The sequence below is a fragment of the Leucobacter sp. gxy201 genome (assembly GCF_051043335.1).
Lineage (GTDB): Bacteria > Actinomycetota > Actinomycetes > Actinomycetales > Microbacteriaceae > Leucobacter.
The window spans coordinates 140948-158684 of the sequence record NZ_JAMXWS010000001.1 but is presented as its reverse complement, the minus strand read 5'-3'; the positions used below and the strand labels follow the sequence as shown (position 1 = coordinate 158684).

At 67.6% G+C, this 17737-nt stretch carries 15 protein-coding genes and 1 tRNA gene; 3 read left to right on the top strand and 13 right to left on the bottom strand.

Annotated features, from left to right (window positions below; all coding sequences use genetic code 11):
* Positions 1-118: 118 nt before the first annotated feature.
* The 4 genes from NHL51_RS00645 to NHL51_RS00630 form a co-directional block, all read right to left on the bottom strand.
* Positions 119-191, bottom strand: a tRNA-Arg gene (locus NHL51_RS00645).
* A gap of 114 nt (positions 192-305) precedes the next feature.
* Positions 306-1019, bottom strand: a complete 714-nt coding sequence (locus NHL51_RS00640) for an NlpC/P60 family protein (protein ID WP_434141003.1) — start codon at positions 1017-1019, stop codon at positions 306-308.
* Between the two features lie 323 nt (positions 1020-1342).
* Positions 1343-2695 carry an NADP-specific glutamate dehydrogenase gene (gene gdhA, locus NHL51_RS00635; protein ID WP_434141001.1) on the bottom strand — a complete coding sequence of 451 codons (1353 nt, stop codon included), beginning with the start codon at positions 2693-2695 and terminating at the stop codon, positions 1343-1345.
* Positions 2696-2776: 81 nt separating this feature from the next.
* Positions 2777-3469, bottom strand: a complete 693-nt coding sequence (locus tag NHL51_RS00630; RefSeq protein ID WP_434141000.1) for an iron dependent repressor, metal binding and dimerization domain protein — start codon at positions 3467-3469, stop codon at positions 2777-2779.
* A 96-nt stretch (positions 3470-3565) separates the two neighbouring features.
* On the opposite strand from NHL51_RS00630, the gene serC reads away from it, so the two are divergent.
* Complete coding sequence (gene serC / locus NHL51_RS00625) at positions 3566-4681, top strand: phosphoserine transaminase (RefSeq protein WP_434140998.1); 1116 nt, start codon at positions 3566-3568, stop codon at positions 4679-4681.
* 58 nt (positions 4682-4739) lie between these two features.
* Here serC and NHL51_RS00620 read toward each other — a convergent pair whose 3' ends face one another.
* The gene (locus NHL51_RS00620) at positions 4740-5417 is read right to left on the bottom strand and encodes a DUF3027 domain-containing protein (RefSeq protein ID WP_434140996.1); all 678 of its coding nucleotides are present in this window, start codon (positions 5415-5417) and stop codon (positions 4740-4742) included.
* A 22-nt stretch (positions 5418-5439) separates the two neighbouring features.
* Positions 5440-5817 carry a cold-shock protein gene (locus NHL51_RS00615; RefSeq protein ID WP_434140995.1) on the bottom strand — a complete coding sequence of 126 codons (378 nt, stop codon included), beginning with the start codon at positions 5815-5817 and terminating at the stop codon, positions 5440-5442.
* Between the two features lie 187 nt (positions 5818-6004).
* On the opposite strand from NHL51_RS00615, the gene NHL51_RS00610 reads away from it, so the two are divergent.
* Complete coding sequence (locus tag NHL51_RS00610; protein WP_434140993.1) at positions 6005-6283, top strand: hypothetical protein; 279 nt, start codon at positions 6005-6007, stop codon at positions 6281-6283.
* A gap of 2 nt (positions 6284-6285) precedes the next feature.
* Positions 6286-8076, top strand: coding sequence for a helicase-associated domain-containing protein (locus NHL51_RS00605; RefSeq protein ID WP_434140992.1), 1791 nt, complete (start codon positions 6286-6288; stop codon positions 8074-8076).
* Positions 8077-8087: 11 nt separating this feature from the next.
* Here the strand turns inward: NHL51_RS00605 and NHL51_RS00600 are convergent, their stop codons facing one another.
* The 7 genes from NHL51_RS00600 to NHL51_RS00570 are packed head-to-tail and all read right to left on the bottom strand — an operon-like array spanning position 8088 to position 17698.
* Positions 8088-10010 carry an SDR family NAD(P)-dependent oxidoreductase gene (locus NHL51_RS00600; protein ID WP_434140990.1) on the bottom strand — a complete coding sequence of 641 codons (1923 nt, stop codon included), beginning with the start codon at positions 10008-10010 and terminating at the stop codon, positions 8088-8090.
* Entirely contained in the window at positions 10007-11497 is a 1491-nt protein-coding gene (locus NHL51_RS00595; RefSeq protein WP_434140989.1) for an FGGY-family carbohydrate kinase, read from the bottom strand. The genes NHL51_RS00600 and NHL51_RS00595 overlap by 4 nt, the downstream gene beginning before the upstream one ends.
* Entirely contained in the window at positions 11494-13194 is a 1701-nt protein-coding gene (gene glpD, locus NHL51_RS00590; protein ID WP_434140988.1) for a glycerol-3-phosphate dehydrogenase, read from the bottom strand. Before glpD ends, NHL51_RS00595 begins: the two co-directional genes overlap by 4 nt.
* A 53-nt stretch (positions 13195-13247) precedes the next feature.
* On the bottom strand, positions 13248-14120 hold the full coding sequence (gene lsrF, locus NHL51_RS00585) for a 3-hydroxy-5-phosphonooxypentane-2,4-dione thiolase (RefSeq protein WP_434140986.1): 873 nt from the start codon (positions 14118-14120) through the stop codon (positions 13248-13250).
* Positions 14113-15204 (bottom strand): ABC transporter permease, encoded by a 1092-nt coding sequence (locus NHL51_RS00580; protein WP_434140985.1) that lies wholly within the window; start codon positions 15202-15204, stop codon positions 14113-14115. Before NHL51_RS00580 ends, lsrF begins: the two co-directional genes overlap by 8 nt.
* On the bottom strand, positions 15201-16172 hold the full coding sequence (locus NHL51_RS00575; RefSeq protein ID WP_434140983.1) for an ABC transporter permease: 972 nt from the start codon (positions 16170-16172) through the stop codon (positions 15201-15203). Before NHL51_RS00575 ends, NHL51_RS00580 begins: the two co-directional genes overlap by 4 nt.
* The gene (locus tag NHL51_RS00570; RefSeq protein ID WP_434140982.1) at positions 16169-17698 is read right to left on the bottom strand and encodes a sugar ABC transporter ATP-binding protein; all 1530 of its coding nucleotides are present in this window, start codon (positions 17696-17698) and stop codon (positions 16169-16171) included. Before NHL51_RS00570 ends, NHL51_RS00575 begins: the two co-directional genes overlap by 4 nt.
* Positions 17699-17737: the final 39 nt, after the last annotated feature.

Here is a 17737-nt window from a genome sequence, read left to right as displayed (position 1 = left end):
TCAACGAAGCGAAGCTTCGGTTCCGCACGCGGTGCGGACATATCTCGGTCGGGAACCGCCGAGGTCGCGCTGCGGCGCGACGGCACTGTTCTTCCGAAGCGATGCTCCGGAAGAACAGTGCCCCTGATAGGAATCGAACCTACGACACCTTCTTTAGGAGAGAAGTGCTCTATCCACTGAGCTACAGAGGCCTGGAGCGCGCACGCACCAAGAGTCGATTCTAGCAGCGCCGGGCCTCGGCGCGCTCACGCGGGTAACGAAAAACGGGCGGGGCCGAAGCCCCGCCCGTTCGAAGAGTCTGCGACTCAGAAGCGCACGACACCGCCGGGGGCGCCGTCGATGAACGCGCCCGCGACGACGGTCTGATTGCCGCCGTAGCCGCCGTGCACGGCCTGGCCGTTGCCGATGTAGACCGCCACGTGGCGGCCCGGCCAGATGAGCACGTCGCCCGGGGCGTAGTCGCCGCTCGAGACGAGCGTGCCGCCGAGGGCGGTGTACTCGCCGATCTGAGTGCCGAGGTCACCGGCGGGGATGCCGATGGCGCGCAGCGAGTTCTCGACGAGAGCGGTGCAATCCTGCATCACGCCGAGCTGCGCGAGGGCGGCCGAGACGATGCCCGAGGCGCCTGCGCCCGCGGGGATGTCGACGCCCGAGTAGGCCTTGTTCTCGGTCGATGCAGCAGCCTGCTTCTTCGCCTCTTCGGCCTTCGCCTCTTCTTCGGCCAGCTTGGCCTCGGCGGCGAGGATCGCGGCGTCTTCGACGCCTTCGAGGGCGATCGTCGGAACCTCTGCGACTGCGACGTCGGCGGTCTGCAGCGACTGCGCGGGAGCGGAGTAGCCGTCGATGAGCGAAGCGTCGCCCTCCGGTGCCGTCGCGTATGCGGGAAGCGCGAACGTGCCCATCATGCCGAAGCTGAGGGCCGCTGCGCCCGCCATCTGCGCGATACGCTTGCCGGTCGAGGAGGTTGCCTTGGGCGCCTCGCTGGTGAGCGCTAGTGCGGTGCTGGGGGTCTGAGCCACGAGTTTCATCTGCCTTACGTTGAACGAGCTTCGTTTCAGTGGTTGCGACCCATCGGAAGCCGCGACCGTTCAAGGGTAACCGAAGATAACGGGAATGTCACGCTGAGGTCACGAAAGTCTCGACCTAGGTTGAAACTTGGCGTGATCTCCAGGTTTTCGGACGGTGCGATATCTCGACGCCGAACGATCTCGCGACCCCGGGAGCCGATTCGTGCGGACCGCGCATCGCGGACGGGAACGGCCGCAGGGCGGCGGCGATCCCTGGAGAGCGCAGCACCCCGGGAATCGCCGCCGCATGAGCGATCAGTCGACGATCATCGTGATCAGATGACGCCCTGCTCGAGCATCGCCTGCGCGACCGTGACGAACGCGGCCGAGTTGGCGCCGAGCACGTAGTCGCCCGGGCGGCCGTACCGCTCCGAGGCGGCGTACGTCTGCGCGTGCACATCGCGCATGATGTCGTGCAGACGGTTCTCGCTCTTGTCGCGGCCCCACTGGGCGCGCGAGGCGTTCTGGCTCATTTCGAGCGCGGAGGTCGCTACGCCGCCCGCGTTCGCGGCCTTGCCCGGCGCGAAGAGCACCCCGGCGTCCTGGAAGAGCTCGACGGCCTCGGGGGTCGTCGGCATGTTCGCGCCCTCGGACACGGCGCGCACGCCGTTGGCGATGAGCGCGCGGGCCGCATCGGCGCCGAGCTCGTTCTGCGTCGCGCACGGGAAGGCGAGGTCTCCCCGCACATCCCACACCGAGCCGCCCTTGATGAAGCGGGCGCCCGGGCGCCGCTCGGCGTAGACGTGGATGCGGGCGCGCTCGACCTCCTTGATCTGCTTCAGCAGTTCGAGGTCGATGCCCTGCTCGTCGACGATGTATCCGCTCGAGTCGGATGCCGTGATCGCCTTGCCGCCGAGCTGCTCGATCTTCTCGATCGCGTAGGTCGCGACGTTGCCCGAGCCCGACACGATCGCGCGGCGCCCCTCGATGCCCTCGCCGGCGCGCAGCAGCATCTCCTCCGCGAAGAAGACCGCGCCGTAACCGGTCGCCTCGGTGCGCACTTCGGAGCCGCCCCAGCTGACGCCCTTGCCGGTGAGCACGCCCGATTCGTAGCGCTGCGTGATGCGGCGGTACTGGCCGAAGAGGTAGCCGATCTCGCGAGCGCCCACGCCGATATCGCCGGCGGGGATATCGGTGTCCTCGCCGATGTGGTGCACGAGCTCCATCATGAAGCTCTGGCAGAAGCGCATGACCTCGGCGTCGCTCTTGCCGGCCGGGTTGAAGTCGGCACCGCCCTTGCCGCCGCCGATGCGCTGCGAGGTGAGCGCGTTCTTGAAGATCTGCTCGAAGCCGAGGAACTTGATGACCGAGAGGTTGACGCTCGGGTGGAAGCGCAGACCGCCCTTGTACGGGCCGAGCGCCGAGTTGAACTGCACACGGAAGCCGCGGTTGACGCGCACGTGGTTCGAATCGTCGGTCCAGGGAACGCGGAAGACGAGCTGGCGCTCGGGCTCGACGAGACGGTCGAGGATGCCTGCCTCGATGTATTCGGGGTGCTCCGCGAACACCGGCGTGAGCGTGTCGAGCACCTCGTGCACGGCCTGCAGGAACTCGGATTCACCGACGCTGCGCTGGCTGACGGTTTCGGCTACGGCGCGCAGATGGGCTTCGGGGGTAGGCAGGGACAATGGGGGACTCCTTGGTCTATCAACTCCAGATCGATGTGGTTTCGCGACTACCCCGGGCAGGGGGGCGGCGTAGGTTCGGCCCTACGACGCAACGAAGATGTGTGCGGCCGTCTCGATGGGGACATCGAGCGCCTCACGCGATCCTTCGACCTCGACGTGCACGATGTCGTCGCGCCGGGTGAAGGAGGCTGTGGAACCGGGCATGATGCCGGCGGTGCTGAACTGCTCGAGCAGCGCGGGGTCGACCTGCAGCGGCTCGGCGAGGCGCTTGATGCGGGCCGTGACCGTGGCTCCGTGCTCGTGCAGCAGGTCGAGGACGCCCGTGACGCCCGTCTGGAACGAGCCGACGCGGGTGATGCCGAGCTCGTCGAGCCCCGGGATCGGGTTGCCGTACGGCGACTCGACGGGGTGGTCGAGGATGCCGAGGATCTTGCGCTCGACGCGCTCGCTCATGACGTGCTCCCACCGGCACGCCTCCTCGTGGACGTACGCCCACTCGAGGCCGATCACGTCCGAGAGCAGCCGTTCGGCGAGCCTGTGCTTGCGCATCACCTGCACGGCCTTGGCGCGACCCGCCTCTGTGAGTTCCAGCCGACGGTCGTCGGTGACGACGACGAGCCCGTCGCGCTGCATGCGGGCGACCGTCTGCGACACCGTCGGGCCCGAGTGGCTGAGGCGCTCCGAGATGCGCGCTCGCAGGGGCACGATGCCCTCTTCCTCGAGTTCGAGAATGGTGCGCAGGTACATTTCGGTGGTATCGATCAGGTCGACCATCTGCACCTCTGTTCCTCGGCTCTCGCGTTTCATCTTAGAGGAACCCGGCTGGGCGGCTGCTCGGGGCGGTGCATCGAGCCGGTAGAGTGGAGTGCCATGGCAGATATCTCCATCCCCCAGGCACTCCTCCCCGAAGACGGCCGCTTCGGCTGCGGCCCGTCGAAGGTGCGAGGCGAGCAGTTGGACCGCCTCGCCTCGCTGCAGCCGCGCGTGCTCGGCACCTCGCACCGCCAGGCGCCGGTGAAGGATCTGGTCGGGAGCGTGCGCGAAGGCCTGCTCGAACTGTTCCGGGCCCCCGAGGGCTACGAGATCCTGCTCGCCAACGGCGGCGCGACCACGTTCTGGGATTCGGCGGTGCACTCACTCATCGCGCGCCGCAGCCAGCACCTGACCTTCGGCGAGTTCGGCGCGAAGTTCGCTTCGGCGGCTGGCGCGGCCCCCTTCCTCGAAGAGCCCGATATCCGTAACGCCGAGGCCGGTTCGCGCTCGGAGGCGGCGGCGCTCGAAGGCATCGACGTGTACGCGTACCCGCAGAACGAGACCTCGACGGGCGTAATGGCCCCGGTGCAGAGGGTCTCGGGCGATGAGGGATCGCTGACCGTCGTCGACGCGACGAGCGCCGCAGGCGGCATCGATTTCGATGCTTCGCAGGCCGACGTCTACTACTTCTCGCCGCAGAAGAACTTCGCCTCGGACGGCGGCCTCTGGTTCGCGCTCGTATCGCCCGCCGCGCTCGAGCGCATCGAGCGGGTCACCGCGTGCGACCGCTACATCCCATCGACGCTGAACCTCGCGGGCGCGGTCGAGAACTCGCGCAAGAACCAGACCCTCAATACTCCGGCGCTCGCGACGCTCGCGCTCATGGACGAGCAGGTGCGGTGGATCAACGGCGAGGGCGGCCTCGCCTGGGCCGACGCCCGCACCCGCGAATCGTCGCAGCTGCTCTACGACTGGGCCGAGCGCAGCGAGGTCGCGACCCCGTTCGTCGCGAAGGCCGAGCACCGCTCGCAGGTCGTCGTCACGATCGACTTCGACGACAGCGTCGACGCATCGGCGATCTCGAAGGCGCTGCGTGCGAACGGCATCGTCGACACGGAGCCGTACCGCAAGCTCGGCCGCAACCAGCTGCGCGTCGCGACGTTCACGGCGATCGACCCGGCCGATGCGCTCGCGCTCACGAGCTGCATCGACTACGTGCTCGAGCGCCTCTGACACCGAGGAGTCCTGCGAGCCGCTGCGCGACCGCAGGATCTCCGTGCGCCTGGGGGCGCTACTCCTCTTCGTCGTCGGTGTCGTCGTCGTTCTCTTCGCCTTCGACGTCTTCGGTGAGGTCGAGCTCGTCGGGCTCGTCGAGATCTTCGTCCTCGTCGGAGGCGTCATCCTCGTCATCAGCGTCATCGTCGGCGAACTCGCCGCCCTCGCCCTCGAGGTCGACGCCGTCGAGCTCGTCGTCGTAGTCGCTGAAGTCGTTCTCCATGAGGTCGTCTTCGCTGTCGTCCTCATCCGCGAGCTCGGCCGCGGCGGCCTCGGCATCGGCGGCCTCCTCGGCGGCCTGGCGGGCCTGCGCCTCGCGGTACTGGGCCAGGCGCACCGACCACGGCACCCAGTCGGGGGCGACGACCGAGCCGGGGCCGGGCAGCAGCTCGACCTCGAGCACGTTCACCGGCGATTCCTCATCGACGCGCGCGACGGCGGCCGCCCAGCGCCAGCCCGGGTAGCCGGGCAGCCGGCACTCGAAGAACAGCGTGAGCACGTGCTCTTCCTGCACCTCGTGGCCTGCGTCGGCCCCGATCGACGCGGGGTCGGTGATCTCGGCGAGGGCGGCGCGGGCCTGATCCCTGGCGGCGAGCAGCACCGGATCGGCGACGGTCTCGGCAGCCTGGGCGGCTTGCTCGGCTTCAGCGCTCTCCGCTGCGTCCACGTTCTCCACGGCTTCAGCGTTCTCCACTGCCCCGTCCTTCCCGACCGGCTCAGACATCGAAATCATCCGCCACGCGCCGCAGCATCGTCGCGACCTTGCGCGCCTGCTGGCGCTCCGGGTACTGCCCGGCCTTCAGGCGCCCGCCCATACCGTCGAGCAGCTTCACCAGATCCTCGATGATGACCGCCATGTCGTCGGCCGACTTGCGCGACCGCTTCGCGAGACGCGGCGTCTCGAGCACGCGCACCGAGAGCGCCTGCGGCCCGCGGCGGCCGTCGGCGACGCTGTACTCGAGGCGGGTGCCCGCCTGCACATCGGTGCCCTCGGGCAGCACGGACGCGTGCAGGTACACCTGCTGCCCGTCATCGCCGTGGATGAACCCGAAGCCCTTGTCTTCGTCGTAGAACCTGACCTTGCCGTTCGGCATGCCTCGTTCCTCTCCTGCTCGATCGATGCGGGAGGCTCGCACCACCCCGATCGCCTGATCCTGGGCTGCGCCTGCCGCCGCCCGAAGTCTTCCGCGGCCGTGGCCGCTCGCTCTGCCAATCCTACCGATGAACGCCCCGATCCCGACTCCAAGCGTTCCCGCCCCGACATCGGCTAAAATAGGAGGGATGTCCAAAGAACGCAGCACCCCGCAGGAGCCTTCGGCGATCGAGCGGGCCCTCGCCTACGCCACGATCGCGATCATCGCGGCGGCACTGCTCTCGTTCTTCGCCACTCTCATCGTCGGCATGATCGACGGGGCGGCGCTCGCGGCCGGGTTCTGGCCGTTCGTCTACGGATTCTCGCTGATCGGCCTGCCGATCGGGTTCGTGCTGCTCATCACGCTGCTCATCCTGAGCCAGGCGCGCCGTCGCGCCGATTTCAAGCGGAACGCGCACAAGAACTGACCATGAGCGGCACTCTCGCGCTCTCGTCGGCCATTGCGGCTATGAGCCGCGATGCCCTCGCCGAACTGGTGGTGCGCCGACGGCCGCAAGCCGTCTCAGGCATCGTCGACCCCATCGGCCTCGCCGTCGAGCTGCTGCGGGCCGACTCGATCGAGCGCGCCCTGCGTCCCCTCGATCGCGGCTCGCTCGCCGCGATCGTCTCGCCCGAGCACGCGAGCGTGGAGCAGCTGTCGCTCCTGACCGCACTCGGACTGCTCGGCGTCGACGAGGGCCGCCCCGTCGCGCTCCCCGAAGCGGGTGCGGCACTCGCCGCGAGCCTCGACCGCGTCGGACTCACGGTCGACGAGCTGATCGACCCGGTCGACGCCGGGCCGCCGCAGCCCGCCGACACCGCCTCCTGGTACGTGCCGGCGCTCGCCTCGGTCGCTATCGCGGCCGAGACGCTGCGGGCGCTGCGCACCCGCCCGGGCAGTTTGAACCGCAGCGGTTCGGTGGCGGTCGCGACGGTGAAGGCGCTCGCAGACTCCACAGGGATCCCGGCGCACGAGATCTCCTGCGCGCTCGACGCGCTGATCGCCGGCGGCCTCGTCGCCCCGATGCCGCACGATGCGCTGCTCGCCTGGACCTCGGGCGCCGCCGAGTGGCTCGAGCTCCCCTCGCCCGAACGGTGGGCGCGGCTCGCCGGCGCCGTCGCCGCGGGCACCCCGGCCCCCCTGCGCGCACTGCTGCGCGAGGCGAGCGGTGCGACCGATACTGCTGATGCTGATGGTCTCGCGGCCGGCATCGACCTCGCCGCCGTACTCCGCGCGCTGCCGCAACGCTATCCGCTGCTCGCTGCTTCGACGGTCGCCGCGGTCGACCGCTTCGCCGAGCTCGCGGCGCACCTCGGCCTCGCGGTCGGCGGCACGCTGAGCGAGGCCGGGCGAAGCCTGGTCACGCAGTCCGTCGACGATGCCGATGGGGCGCTCGCGATCGCGCGGCGCGACATGCCGGCCCCCGCGCCGGGCGTATACATCCAGCCCGATCTGAGCGTCATCGTGCCCGGTCCGCTCTCCCCCGCCGACGAAACCGCGCTCGTCACGTTCAGCCGCCCCGAGCAGACCGGCATCGCCTCGACGCGGCGCATCACCGAGGCGGCTCTGGCCGAGGCGTTCGAGCAGGGGCTCGGCGTCGGCGAGGCGCGCGCCATGCTCGAACGGCTGTCGCTCACCGGCATTCCCCAGCCGCTCGAATACATGCTCGCCTCGCTCGGCGAGCGCATCCGCAGCATCGTCGTGCACGAGCACGATGGCGACGAGGGGCGCACCCGCCTCGAGGTCTCGCGTGCCGAGCTGCGCGATACGCTGCTCGTCGACCGCGCGCTGCACCACCTGCAGCTCGCGCCGTCGGCGGGCGGCGATGCGCTCTACTCGAAGCTGCGCGCCGAGCACGTCGTCGCCGCGCTCGTCGATGCGCGGTACACCGCGTCGTACGCCGACCTTCCGGGCCGTGCCGCGCCGCGACTCGCCGTGCCCGCCGAGCCCCGCGCAGGCCTGCCTGCCGACCTCGTCGGGCTCGTCGACCGGGTGCACGCCGCGGCCGCGGCAGAGCCCGATGCGAGCGGTTTCACTCGGCGCCTCGAACTCGCGATCAAGGATCGCAGCACCGTGCGCGTCACGGCCTCGGCGCAGGGCCGCACCCACATCTTCACGCTGCTGCCGACCTCGCTCGATGCCGGCCGTTTGCGCGCTACCGACCCTGGGGCGGGTGTCGAGCGCACCCTGCCGGTGAGCACCATCACGGCCGTCGAATAGAGGGGCGGCGGTCAGATCACCCGGTCGTTACCCCCGTCGACGCTCAGGTGGGCGCCTGTCGTCGCCGGGAAACGTTCGCAGAAAGCAACGACGGCGTCAGCCACGGTCGCGCTACGAACCTCCGTGCGAAGCAGATTCCGGGTGCGGTACTCGTCGACGCTCAGGCCGTAGTTCGCGGCTCGCTCGCGCAGCAGCTCGTCGGTCCAGATCGCCGTATCGAACACAGCGTCGGGTTCCACCTGGTTGACGCGAATGCCATCCGCCGCCCATTCGAGCGCCGCGACTCGTGCGAGCTGCGCCGCAGCGGTCTTGCTCGCCGAATAGGCGGCGGCACCGGGCCCAGGGGCCGCGACATTCTTCGTCGAGATGAGCACCACACGGCCTCCGCGGGGCGAACGTGCAAGCAACGGGTGCGTCGCGCGGAAGATTCGTGCCACAGCCGTGGTATTGACTCGGAAAGCCCGGTCCCAGACCTCGTCGTCGAGATCTGCGATCGCTTCGCTCGGCGGGAAGATACCGGCCGCGACAACCAGCATGTCGACCCCACCGAAATCGCGTACCGCAGTGTCGATCGCGGCTTCGATCGCCTCGCTCGAAGCGACATCTCCGGTGATGCCCCGCCACTCTTCAGCGGCAAAGGCACTCTCGACGCCCGGGCTGAGATCGATACCCACGACCGCGGCGCCCTGGGCAAGCAGCTGCTCCGCGACCGAGCGGCCGATGCCCGATGCGGCACCGGTCACGATAGCAACTTCTCCGACGAGCGGCTTCGCAGTGCGCCCCGCGAGCTTCGCCTGTTCGAGCGACCAATATTCGATGTCGAAGGTACTGCTCTCGTCGAGCGAGTTGTAGCGGCCGATGCGCTCGGCGGCATCGATGACATCCATTGTGTGCAGAGCGATGTCGTGGGTGATGCGCAGGTCGCGCGGAGTGCCGCCCGTGACCAGCATGCCGTACTCCGCGTCAAGCACCACTCGAGGAGAGGCCGGCAGTTCGGTGATCGGACCGGCGGCACGTGAGCGCTGCCGGTCCACGTACGCCCGGTACTCCGCAGCGAATGCAATCGCATCTCTCCCGATCATCGGCGAGCGCTTCGTGTAGATGACGTGTTCAGGAGTTGCGGTGCCTCGCGAGGTCAGATCGTCCAATCCCTCGCGCTGGGCGAACTCGAGCGCACGCGCCGAGGTCGACTGACGGACGAACTGCGGACGACCGGCGATGCGCGAGATCACCAGGCGCAGGTCAGCGAGGTCGATCAGCGCCCCCGTCCTGGCGGCGTCAGTACCGGGATTTCCCCAGTGTTCCGCGCTGAGCACGGACGCCGCAACGCCGACGAGCTCGCGGTGCCGATTGAGCGCCGCGTCGGCGTCGTCGTCGAAGGTGAACAACCCATGGTTGCGCAGTACTATCGCGTCGACCCCGCCGACATCGGTCCCGGCGAGCAGTCTCGCAAGGCCGAAGCCCGGCATGACATAGGGCAGCACGAGGACGCGTTCGCCCAGCACTTCGACGATCTCGGTGTCGCTTAGGCCGCTGTTCGTGAGCGCGACGATAGCGTCGGCGTGCGAATGGAGCACGACCTTCGCCGGAAGGTACGAGTGGAGCAGCGCCTCGATCGACGCAGTCGGCGCCCGAGAATCGAGCGATGCCTGGCGCAGTTCGTTGACCACGTCCTCGTCGTCGAGCGATGACAGTTCGAGCAGGGCGGCAAGGCGATCCCGTCGCAGCGGCGCGAATCCGGGCGCTTCGATCGTGGCCAGGTCCCAACCGCTCCCCTTCACGAGCACGAGATCGACTTCGTCACCGGTGATATCGACGCCTGTGCTCTTGATCGAGGTGTTGCCTCCGCCGTGCAGCACGAACGATGGGTCTGAACCGATCTCGCGACTGACGCGTACGATCTGCGCGAGATCGCGCTCCTGCTGAGTCGTCATGCGTATTCCTCCCAGACTGCTGACATGGACGTGATGATGCGGTCGAAGCGCTCCGCCTGTTCTCGATATCTTGCCCGATCCGGGCCGGGCTCGACCACCAGTTCGGGGTCGGGCACCACCTTCCAGGCCGACATATCGACACCGATACCTGCGGCGGCGAGCGACGCGACACCGCGCGCTCCGAGCTCCGTGCCGAGCTGGCGCCGGATCGGGTGCCCGACGATATCGGCGAACATCTGCGCCCACTGCGGATTCTTCGCGCCGCCGCCGGCGAGCGTCCACGGCGCGTCGGACACCTCAGCTCCAGAAGCCATGACCTTCTCGAGCTGCACGCGATGATACTGCGTGATACCTTCCGCTACCGCCCGCGCGACATGCGGGAAACCGTGACTCCCCATCGCGCCGAGCAGCGCCCCGGATGCCCCGAGATGCTCCGGGGCTCCGTGTATGAAGGGCAGGAAGATGAGTCCGTCGGCCAGCGGCGGAATCTCCTGCGCGGCTTCGAGCAGATCCTTGGGGGTGAGGGGCCGCTCCGACCTGGCTCCCAGCAGCCTCGCCGCCCATTCGATGCTCACTGCCGAGGTCGGCGCGACCTCCATCGCGAGCATGAGGTCGCGATTCGGCAACAGCGCGTTGATGGTCACCCGAGGCGGTTCGTCGTCGGCGGGCACAACCACGGCGTTGATCGCCCAGGTGCCCATGATCACGGTGACATCGCCGAGCTCGGCAGCGCCTGCTCCGAGCGGACTCGCCACGCAATCCATACAGCCGGCGACCACGGGTACGTCTTCCGGCAGCCCCGTGAGCTGCGCCGTCGCCGCAGTCACCCGTCCGACGATCGCGTCCGAATCGTGCAGATCCGGGAGCAGCCGCATCAGGTCGGCGGGCAGCCCGAGCATTTCGAACACCGCCGGTTCGTACTCCCGGGTGCGAAGGTTCACGAGCCCGCAGCCCGAAGAATCGGAGAGGTCAGCGCTCGGAGCACCGGTGAGGCAGGTCGTCAACCAGTCCTTGCAGGTCAAGGCGCGATAGGAGCGCTGCAGCGTCTCCGGCTCGTGTTCGTGCAGCCAGCGCAGCAGCACCGCGGGCTGCGCTGCCCAGGGCATCGATCCGGTGAGCGAACGAGTGCGCTCGACTTGAACTGCCTCGAGGGCGCCGACGATCTCCTCCGCACGGCTATCCGTAGAGGCGAATGCGGTGCGCACTGGTCGCAACTCTTCGTCGACGAGGTACAGCCCGTTGCCATGCCCCGTGCACCCGAGCGAGGCGATGCTCCAGCCATCACGCGCGAGACCATCGGTCAACTCTCGCAGCACTCCGCAGACGACATCCCACAGTGCCGCCATATCGATCTCCTGACGGTCTCGGGCGACCGCGACACGCGGATTCGGTGCCGCGACCGTCGCGATCTCGGAACCGCTCGCATCGAACGCCGCCGCTTTCGCTGATGTCGAGCCGACATCGATCCCGACGAAGCAGGTTTTCATCGTTCCCCCTGCTCCACGTGAGTTCCGGTTTCCGTCCGCCGAGACCGCCTCGGCTCTGTGCCACTGGCATCTCCAGCGAGTGCACGGGGAGCGAAACGACGGACCGCGGACCGATAGCGCGCGAGCTCCTCGCTAGCGTACTCCCGTGACCATCCGGCATGCGCGACCAGGATCTCGACTGCCCGCGGAGCGCAGGCGAGTGCGACATCGCTACCCAGCGCGATGGTCGTGCGCCGCAGCAGTACGTCCTCGAGCGTCACTGCTCCTTCTTCGCGCACCGCGTAGACGAGCTCGGCGGCGATCGCTCCGCTTTCTTCATCGACGACCTCGCGCAGTTCGGCGTGCTGCTCGGCGATCGCTTCGATACGCCACGCGAACGTTCCATATACCGAGGCGAGACGCAGGGCAGACCGATCGGTCAGAACGCTGGTGGCAGCGAATTGCTGACGGAACTCCCGCACGCCTGCGGGCGGTGCGCCCGGGAACATGGCCGTTCGCGTTCCCGACCGGCGATGGCTCATGCCGAGGGCCGTCTCGATGTGACGCAGGGCCTCCTCGCCGAGGGCTCGATGGGTCGTGTACTTGCCGCCGATGACGCTCATCAGGCCCCGTGCTGTGCCGGTGTGCTCGACGATGTCGCTGTCGCGGGTCACCGACGACGGATCCGAGAGGTCCGCGACATAGGGCAGCGGGCGCACTCCGGAGTACGACCAGAGCACGTCATCGGCCGTCAATCCGGCCGAAGGCAGCAACCTGTTCACCGCGCGCAGCAGATACGCGATTTCGTCATCATTGATGACGATCTCATCGATCGACTCGTCGTAGGGCAGATCCGTGGTTCCGATCATGTACTTGCCGTCGTGCCAGGGCAGCACGAACATCGGGCGCTGGTCATCAGGCGATTCGAAGAATATGCAGGTGCGCGGGGCCCCGGAGAATGCGTCGACGATGAGATGGCTGCCCTTGGTCGGGCCGATACGGCGATCGTGCGCACCGTCGAGCTCGAGGACCTCATCGACCCAGGGTCCCGCCGAGTTGACGACGACACGGGCGCGGAGCTCGCGCTCGTCACCGGTTTCACGGTCGCGGTACACGACGCCGGCGATGCCGCTTCCGTTGTGCAGCATCGTGACGACGGGGGTATGCGTCAGGATCTGGGCCCCGTGCCGAGCGGAGTCGATCGCAAGTTCCATAGCGAAGCGCTCGGTCACGGGAACGTGCGCGTCCTGGAAGACGCCGCCCCATTTCACTCCGCCTTCGGCGACGGCAGGCCAGTTGCGTTGCAGCTGCTTCGAGAAGACGATGCGGTTCCACGGCAGCTTCTTACGGAATGCAAGAATATCGTGCAGCATCAACCCGCACGACAGCATCCAACCGGGCCGAGATGCGCCGCGTGAGAACGGAATGAGCATCGGATACGGCCGCACCAGGTGCGGAGCGGAACGCAGCAGCACGTCGCGCTCGCGGATCGACTCGAGAACGAGCGGGACTTCGAACCGCTCGAGGTACTTGAGTCCGCCGTGGATGAGGCGGGTCGAGATCGCCGATGTGCGCGCCGCGATATCGTCGCGATCGATCATCACGACGCGCAGGCCGCGTCGTGCCGCCTCACGTGTGATGGCGAGGCCGTTGATCCCGGCGCCGATGACGACGACATCGGCCGTGCTGGGTTCGGCGTAGGTGCTGAGCGTTGACATGGATCGCCTTTCGGGCCGGCGAGCGCCCGTTCGCAGGCGCTCGCCGGACGGGATCAGTGGGTGAGGGTCTGGAAGAGCTCGTATGCCTCGGCGTCGGTCAGCCCATCGTGCACGACTGCTCGGACGGCGGTGAGCATCTCGGCCGGGTGCTCAGACTGGAAGACATTGCGGCCCATGTCGACGCCTGCAGCGCCCTGGTCGATCGCACGATACGCGACGCGCAGCGCCTCGCGCTCCTCGACCTTCTTGCCACCGGCGATGACGATCGGAACGGGGCATGCGCTCGTGACGGTCTCGAACCCGTCCTCCACGAAGTAGGTCTTCACGAAGCCTGCGCCGAGCTCCGCCATGATGCGGGTCGCGAGACGGAAGTAGCGCGCATCGCGCACCATGTCCTTCCCGACCGCAGTGACGCCGAGCACCGGGATGCCTGCCGCTTGCCCTTGGTCAACCAGCGTGGTCAGGTTGTGCACTGACTTGGTCTCGTTCTCGCTCCCGATGAAGACCTGCACGGCGAGCGCAGCTGCGTCAAGGCGCACTGCATCATCGATCGAGACAGCGATCTCCTCCTTCGAGAGGTCTCCCAAGACGCTCGGTCCGCCCGAGGCCCGCAGCACGATGCCTTTCCCGTTGTCGGCCGGAACCGTGGTGCGCAGCGCCCCCCGTGTGCACATCAGCGCGTCGGCCTGAGGCACCAGCGGCAGGATCGAGCGGTCGAGTCGCTCGAGGCCCGAGGTCGGCCCCTGGAAGTACCCATGATCGAATGCGAGCATGACGGTCTTGCCGTCCTTCGGGTCGAACACTCGTGACAGGCGCGCGCGCATGCCCCAGTCCTGCCCCGATAGTCCCTTCAAATGGAAATCGTTCCGTTCGGCAGGGGCGCCCGAGTAATCGGTGCCTTCACGGAGGTCGTCGAGATCAGCCATGTGTTTTCTCCTTCTGTTGTGCGTGGTGCGAGTTCTCTGAGGTCCCGGCAGCACCGGGGTCGTCGGTATCGTCGGAGTCGCCGGGCCCCGGCGCGAACGAGCGACGGAATCTGCGCAGCGTGCGCCGGCCGGTTCCCGTGGAAGCCGCAGCGACGACCACGACGAGCACGACCAGCACGCCCTTGAGCACGTTCTGAGCACCGACCGACCAGCCGACGAGATTCAGCAGGCCCGAGAGCAGCACGAAGAACATGGCACCGGTCCAGGTGCCGATGGCGATCGGTCGGCCGCCTGCGATCAGCGTGCCTCCGATGACGACCACTGCGATCGAGTCGAGCATGTACGAAGTTCCGAGAACGGTGCTGGGCGAGATGAAGGCTGCGAGCAGACCGCCGACGAGCCCGGCGAAGCCTGCGCAGATCAGGTAGGTGATCGCCGTGACCAACTTCACCGAGATCCCGGCGCGCTCCGCGGCCGGTGCGCTCTGGCCAACGGCTATCACCGAGATGCCGAAGCGCGTACGGCGCAGCACGAACCAGATGATGGCTGTGATGGCCGCCACGAGCAATGCGGTGACAGGGACGCCGAGCACTTTGGCGTTGACGAAGGCGCGGAGGGAGGGCGCTGCTCCTCCGCGTGCTGAGTCGGCGAGGAGCAGGGTGCCGCTCGTGACGATCAGGCTCGTGGCGAGGGTCGCGATGATGGGAGGAACTCGCAGCAGCAAAATCGCGGCGACGCTCACGAGGCCGGCGATGCAGCCAGAAATGATCGCGGCGAGCAGCCCGATGATCGGGCCGGCGTTCATGCCTACCGCGACGGAGACGTATGAAGCCATCGATATGACGGTGCCGACCGAGACATCGATATTGCCGGGGCCGAGCGTGATAACGAGCATCTGTCCGAGGGCGACGAGCACGAGGAACGGTGCGAGCGAGAGGGCTTGCACGAGCGGGTCGAAGGGAGCGCCGGGGCGCACGGAGATGATGATGCCCCATACGGCGATCACTCCGAGGAGAGACCATCCCCAGGCCGGCCAGACGAACCCGCGGCTTCGCGGGGAGGGCGCTGCGGCTTGTGCGTTCATCGTGCGAACCTCTCGGTGATGATGCGGCCGGCGAGTACGGCGAGCACGATCGCGCCCTGAGCCGCCGACTGCAGGCTGGAAGACAGATTGATGAGGCTCAGCAGCACCGTGATGAGGCCGAGCGTGATGGCTCCGAGGGTCGTGCCGATCGGCAGCGCCCGACCGCCCGAGAAGGTACCGCCGCCGAGGATCACTGCTGCGATCGTCATGAGCGTGTATTCCGTCGCCGCATTGATATCGCCCGACCAGGTCTGCGAAGCGAGGATGAGCCCGGCGAGCACCATGAACACGGCCGCGACCGAGTAGGCGAGCACGCGAGTGCCGACGAGCGAGGCCCCGGTCTTCTCGAGCGTCGCGGCCTGCGATCCGAGCGCTCTGATCCGCGCGCCGGACTTCGCGCGGCGTGTGACGTACCAGCCGAGCACGGTCGCGACTGCGATGAACACGAGAGGGGCGGGAATCCAGCTCGGACGCCAAGTCGACAGCGCCGACAGCCACTGGGGCGTTTCACCGCCGGGCGTCGGGCTGATCTGCAGGCCGACGCCGAGCCAGACGAAGGACAGCCCGAGCGTGACGATGATCGAGGGAACTCCGCGCCGCTGCACTGCGTATGCGATGACCGCATAGACTGCGATGATTCCGATGATGAGCCCAGCCGCGATCAGCGGGGTATCGATGAGCAGCTTGGCGACGATCACGGTTACGAGCCCGACGAGGTATCCGACGCTCAGATCGATGTCGCCGACCGCCATGATGATCATCTGGGCCTGCGATGCGAGTACGAGCGGCACTGATGACATGAGCATGAGTGTCAGGCCCGACACGCTGAGAATACCCGGCTGCAGGATCGCGGTGATGACGAAGATCGCGATCAGCGCGACAAGCGCGAGGAGCGCCGGCGAACCATTGAGTGCGCCGGCCCGGAAGCGCTGGGCCGATGAGGGTAGGGATGCAGTCGCGGTGCTCATCGGTTCTCCTTCGAATCGTGCTGGCCGAGGGCCCGCTGCACATCGGTGTGGTGTTCGGCGCCGAACGAGTCGGCGATGATTCGGTCTTCAGTGATCTCGCCGCCGCGCAGCTCGCTCACGGCCTCTCCGGAGCGGAATACGTAGACGCGGTCGCAGTGCGCCATCTCTCCGTTATCGGTGGAGTACCAGACGATCGAGCGGCCTCGCGAGGCTTCGATGCGCATCAACGCATAGAGCTCGTTCTTGGTCTTCACATCGACGCCCCGGAACGGATCGTCGAGGAGCACGAGAGGCGCATCAGTCGCGAAGGCCCGTGCGATGAGCACCTTCTGCTGATTGCCGCCGGACAGCGAGGTGATGGGGGCTTTCGCCCCGCCTTTCACTTTCAGGCGGTCGACCCAGTCCGCCGCAAGGTCCCGCTGTCTGGGCACCGAAATGATGCCGATTGTCGCCAACTGACGTGTGGCCGAAACGGTGAGGTTATCGGCTACCGTCCAGAGAGGGAAGATCCCGCTTGTCTGCCGGTCCCCAGGCACATAGGTGCGACGCTTGGCCGCTTCGACTCCGCGGCCGCCGTTCCAGAGCCGCTTCAAGAGCTCTTCCTGGCCGTGCCCGGCGAGACCAGCGAGGCCGACGATCTCGCCCGCACGCACCGAGAACGGCATTGCGTTGCCCGGTACCGTGGCGATGGTGCCTTCGTTCGAGTGCTCGAGGCTTTCCTCGACCTCTTCGATGCTCCGCATGATGGCGGTGTCGGCGTGCACGTCTCCGCCCATCGCCACGAGCAGGCGTTCTTCGGAGGTGTCGGATGCGTCGGAGACTTCGACGATACGTCCATCCTTCAGCACGGCGATGCGGTCGGCATTGGCGAGCACCTCTTGCATACGGTGCGAGATCAGCACCATTCCGATGCCCTGGGCTGCGAGCACGTGCAGCGCTTCGTACATCTGCTGCATCGCCTGCAGGCTGAGAGATTCCGTAGGCTCGTCGAGAATCAGCATCGACAGGTTCGGCGTGCACATTGCGCGCGCGATCTCGACCATCTGCCGCTGCGGCATCGGAAGGTCGCTCGTACGCTTCATGATGTCGATGCCGTGTCCCGGGAAAACGCGATCGAGCGTCTCAACGATCTCGTGCTCGGCTCGGCGACGCCAGCTCCATCCGGTCGAAGCGGGGGTCGAGAGCGCAATGTTCTCGGCGACCGTGAGGTCGGGGCAGAGCGCGAGCTCCTGATAGATCATGCGCACGCCGGCCGTCTCGGCCGCATTCTGATTCCAGGCACCGCCGGAATGCCACGCGATGGTGCCGGTGTCGGCGGCCTCCCGACCTGCGAGCAAGCGCATGAGCGTGCTCTTGCCTGCGCCGTTGTGGCCGACCAGCCCGAGAATCTCTCCGGAGACGACGGCGATATCGCCGCCCGCCAGGGCGACTGTGCTGCCATAGCGCTTGGAGACGCCTCGCGCTTCGAGTAAGGTGCGCCTGCCGTGGTTCGTTTCGGGCTCGCGCCCCAGCATCGAACTCGTCATCGAAATGTTCTTTCTCTCGGACTGGTCGGTCATGCGGCG